The sequence below is a fragment of the Streptomyces alkaliterrae genome, assembly GCF_007097205.2.
Classification (GTDB): Bacteria; Actinomycetota; Actinomycetes; order Streptomycetales; family Streptomycetaceae; genus Streptomyces; species Streptomyces alkaliterrae.
Map to the genome: position 1 here is coordinate 1 of NZ_VJYK02000433.1, position 3443 is coordinate 3443.

Below are 3443 nucleotides of genomic sequence, written 5' to 3' on the forward strand. Positions count from 1 at the left end.
GGTGGGGCGGTGGTCATGCGGGCATGCCTCTTTTCGGAACGGCCCGTGCGCGGGCGGCGGGCCGTCCGCCGTCGGTCGGTGCTACAGCTGTACGGCGCCGGTGTTGACGCAGGACAGCAGGGTCCGGGCCTGGACGTTGACGTAGTGGCCGTGGGCGGTCAGCGCTCCCAGCTGGCCCGGCGTCGCCCACTGGTAGCCGGGGGGCGGCTGGAGGGGGGTCTGGGACTCGTCGGTCTCGATGAAGAGGTAGCGGCTCTCGGCGTTGAGGAACCGGCCCCCCTCCTCGGAGTGGGTGGCGGCGTACCGCACGCGGTCGGAGGGCGGGTTGAGCGCGAGGTCGAGGAAGGGCGGGCGGTCCTCGGCGGGCAGGTGCCGCCAGTTGCCGGGGTTGGCCTGCACGGTGGGCGCGAGTTCCAGCGTGTCCAGGAAGCCGGCTTCGACCTTGGCGTTGACCAGCAGGTGCGGCACGCCGCCGAGTCGCCGGTACAGGAAAGCCGTGACGCCCGTCCCGACCGGCTCGAACAGCGGTTGGTCCCAGGCGGAGACCTCCCGGCTGCCGGCCTCCACGCGCACGCCGACCACCCGGAAGTAGCGGCCGTCGGCACGCTCGACCGTGTTCTCGCCGCGCTGCCAGCCCTCGACCTCGTCCAGCGGGATCGGCCGGATGTCCACGTCGTGCCGGGAGCGCTCGACGGTGAACCAGGAGCGCAGCTCCGCGTCGGTCAGCAGGGCCACCGTCGCCGGACGCGGCTGCGGGAAGCAGGCGATGACCGTGCGGGCGTCCATGTTGACGAGGTTGTCGCGGTGCAGGAGTTCCCCGAGTTGGCCGAGGGTGAGCCAGCAGAAGTCGTCGTCGAGCGGGATCTCGGTGCTGCTGTCGACCTCGACAAGCATGTTGCGGTTGGCCTTGCGGTAGAACCACGAGCCGTGTTCGGACTGCAGTACGTCGGTGTGCACGCGGGCCCGACCGGCACCGGCGAAGTACTCGAGGTACTTGACCTTGGAACCGCCGTGCACGGTCGAGTAGTTGCTGCGGGTGGCCTGGACGGTCGGGGAGAGTTGGAGGAGGTTGCGGTTGCCGGGCTCCATCTTGGCCTGCAGGAGGAAGTGCAGGACGCCGTCGAACTCCTTCGCGAGGATTCCGAGGATGCCGACCTCCGGCTGCCTGATGACGGGCTGCTGCCAGGACCGCACCGCGCCCTCGCCGAGCGTGGCGGTGAGGCCCTCGACGCTGAAGAACCGTCCGGTGTGGTGCACCAGGTTCCCCGTGTCGTCGGCGAACGACCAGCCGTCCAGTGCGCCGAGCGGGCGGCGCTCGACGCGGAAGCGGTGGGCGCGGGCCCGCCCGGCGAGCCAGTCGTCGATCTCGCCGGTGCGCATGCCGTGGCCGGCCCCGGTGGCGGCGGCCGAGCGGGCGAGGCGCGCGGGCAGGTCCTCGGCCACGCGTGACCGCAGCACCGGGCGAGGGAGTGTGCGCCCGGCGGTGTCCTGCTCGGCTTCGAGCCCGTGCACGGCGCTCACACCCCCCGCCTGACGCCGACGAAGAGCCCGTTCCCCGGGTAGTCGCCGGTGAGGTACTCGACGGTGAGTCCCGCCGCGGTGAACGCGGCCTCGTACTGGGCCCTGCTGTAGAGCGCCATCACGTGGGTGTCGGCGAAGTGCCGCACCTCCTGGCCCGGTTGGGCGACCAGGTAGTGGACGTCCATGCGGCTCGCGTCTCCGGCGCTGTGCCAGGTGGTGTGCGAGACGCGGGCGGCGGTGATCCCCTCGTGGGTGACCACGCTGCCGCCGACGTGGTCGGGCGTGAAGTTCTCCGGGAACCACCACGGTTCGAGCACGACGACCCCACCCGGCACGAGGTGGCGGGCGAAGGAGTCCAGAGTGGCCCGGAGCTCTTCCTCGCCGCGCAGGTTGCCGATCGCGGCGAAGAGGCACACGACGGCGTCGAAGCGCTCCTGCAGGCGGAAGCTGCGCATGTCGCCGCGTTCGACGCGGAGTTCGGGGTGTTTGCGCCGTGCGACGTCCAGCATGCCGTCGGCGAGGTCGATACCGCGCGCGGCGCCGAACTCCTTGGCGAAGTACGCGAGATGGCCGCCGGTTCCGCAGCCGACGTCCAGCAGGGAGGCCGCGTCGGGGAAGCGGGCACGGACGTGCTCGGTCACGACGGCCGCCTCGGCGCGGTAGTCCTTGCCGCGCCCGTTGTAGATCGCGTCGTAGACCTCGCCGACGTCGTAGATGCCCACGGGTTCGGAGGGCGTTCCGGACGTGTCAGACACGGGCCAGTACCTCCCGCAGCGCGCCGACGACCTTCTCCTGGCGGCCTTCGGACAGGGACGGGTACATCGGCAGGGAGAAGATCTCGCCGGCCAGCTTCTCGGTGACCGGCAGGGACCCCTTGGTCCAGCCCAGGTGCTCGTAGCCGGACATGGTGTGCACCGGCCACGGATAGCTGATGTTGAGGTGGATGTCGTAGGCCTTCAGCGCCTCGATGACCGCGTCGCGCCGCGGATGGCGGACGACGTACACGTAGTAGACGTGGGTGTTGCCCGGGTTGGTGCGCGGCAGCAGCAGTCCGCCCGGACCGGCGACGTCGGCCAGTTGCTCCTCGTAGCGGCGGGCGACGGCGTTGCGGCCGGCGACGTAGTCGTCGAGCCGGGTCAGCTTGCGGCGGAGGATCTCCGCCTGCACCTCGTCCAGCCGGGAGTTGTGGCCCGGTGACCGCATGACGTAGTAGACCTTGTCCATGCCGTAGTAGCGCAGCTGCTTCATGGCGCGGTCGGTTTCCTCGTCGCCGGTGACGACCGCGCCGCCGTCGCCGTAGGCGCCGAGGACCTTCGTGGGGTAGAAGGAGAAGGCGGCGGCGTCGCCCATGGTGCCGGTGAGGCGGCCGTGGTGACGGGCGCCGTGCGACTGGGCGCAGTCCTCCAGGATCTTCAGTCCGTGCTTCTCGGCGACGCGCCTCAGCGGCTCCATGTCGACGCTCTGGCCGTAGAGGTGGACCGGGAGCAGCGCCTTGGTGCGGGGGGTGATCGCCGCCTCGACCTGGTCGGTGTCGATGAGGAAGTCGTCCTCGCGGACGTCCACGAACACCGGGGTGGCCCCGGCGCCGACGATGGCGACCACGGTGGGGGCGGCGGTGTTGGAGACCGTGACGACCTCGTCGCCGGGCCCGATGCCCAGTGCTTCCAGTGCGAGCTTCAGCGCGTTGGTGCCGTTGTCCACACCGGTCGCGTACGGCAGCGCGTGGTAGGCGGCGAACTCGGCCTCGAAGCCGCTGACGCTCTCGCCCAGCACCAGCTGGCCGGAGCCGAACACCTTCTGGACGGCGTCCAGGATGTCGTCCTTCTCGGCCTCGTACTCGGGCAGATAGTCCCAGACTCGGGTGGTCACGCGATCGCCTCCTGCTTGAGATGGCACGGGGTTGCGGTGGGTGGGGTGAGCGG

At 70.8% G+C, this 3443-nt stretch carries 3 protein-coding genes; all 3 read right to left on the reverse strand.

The window, feature by feature from the left end; genetic code table 11:
* Nucleotides 1-81: 81 nt before the first annotated feature.
* From FNX44_RS25150 to FNX44_RS25160, 3 genes are read right to left on the reverse strand one after another with little or no spacing between them, the layout of a single operon-like run.
* Nucleotides 82-1512: an NDP-hexose 2,3-dehydratase family protein gene (locus FNX44_RS25150; protein ID WP_407699117.1), complete on the reverse strand. Its 1431-nt coding sequence runs from the start codon at nucleotides 1510-1512 to the stop codon at nucleotides 82-84.
* Between the two features lie 5 nt (nucleotides 1513-1517).
* Nucleotides 1518-2276 carry a class I SAM-dependent methyltransferase gene (locus FNX44_RS25155; RefSeq protein WP_323369659.1) on the reverse strand — a complete coding sequence of 253 codons (759 nt, stop codon included), beginning with the start codon at nucleotides 2274-2276 and terminating at the stop codon, nucleotides 1518-1520.
* Complete coding sequence (locus FNX44_RS25160; RefSeq protein WP_143651289.1) at nucleotides 2269-3390, reverse strand: DegT/DnrJ/EryC1/StrS family aminotransferase; 1122 nt, start codon at nucleotides 3388-3390, stop codon at nucleotides 2269-2271. Before FNX44_RS25160 ends, FNX44_RS25155 begins: the two co-directional genes overlap by 8 nt.
* Nucleotides 3391-3443 lie beyond the last annotated feature (53 nt).